The sequence below is a fragment of the Halostella sp. PRR32 genome (assembly GCF_034808085.1).
GTDB classification, from domain to species: Archaea; Halobacteriota; Halobacteria; order Halobacteriales; family Natronoarchaeaceae; genus Halostella; species Halostella pelagica.
The window spans coordinates 1-230 of sequence record NZ_JAXHGL010000318.1; the positions used below are offsets into that span (position 1 = coordinate 1).

Annotated in this window: 1 pseudogene; it reads right to left on the bottom strand. The window is 70.4% G+C overall.

Features of this window, described 5'->3' with window-relative positions:
- Positions 1-230 (bottom strand): annotated as a pseudogene (locus tag SM753_RS21250) (bacterio-opsin activator); the annotation flags it as partial.

Consider the following 230-nt stretch of genomic DNA (forward strand, 5'->3'; position numbering starts at 1 on the left):
CTCCGCGACCTCCGGGTCGACGCGCCCCGACAGGAGGCCGGCGCGCGCCTCCACGACGTTCATCCCGTTCAGGAGGTTGTGCCGGATGATGCGGTTCATGAACTCCAGCCGCTCGCGCTCGTGCTCCAACTGCTGCTCGCGCTCCCGGCGCTCGGTCATGTCCCGCGTCACCTTCAGGAACCCGCGGAGGTCACCGTCCGCGTCCCGGAGCGCCGTGATGGACACCGTCG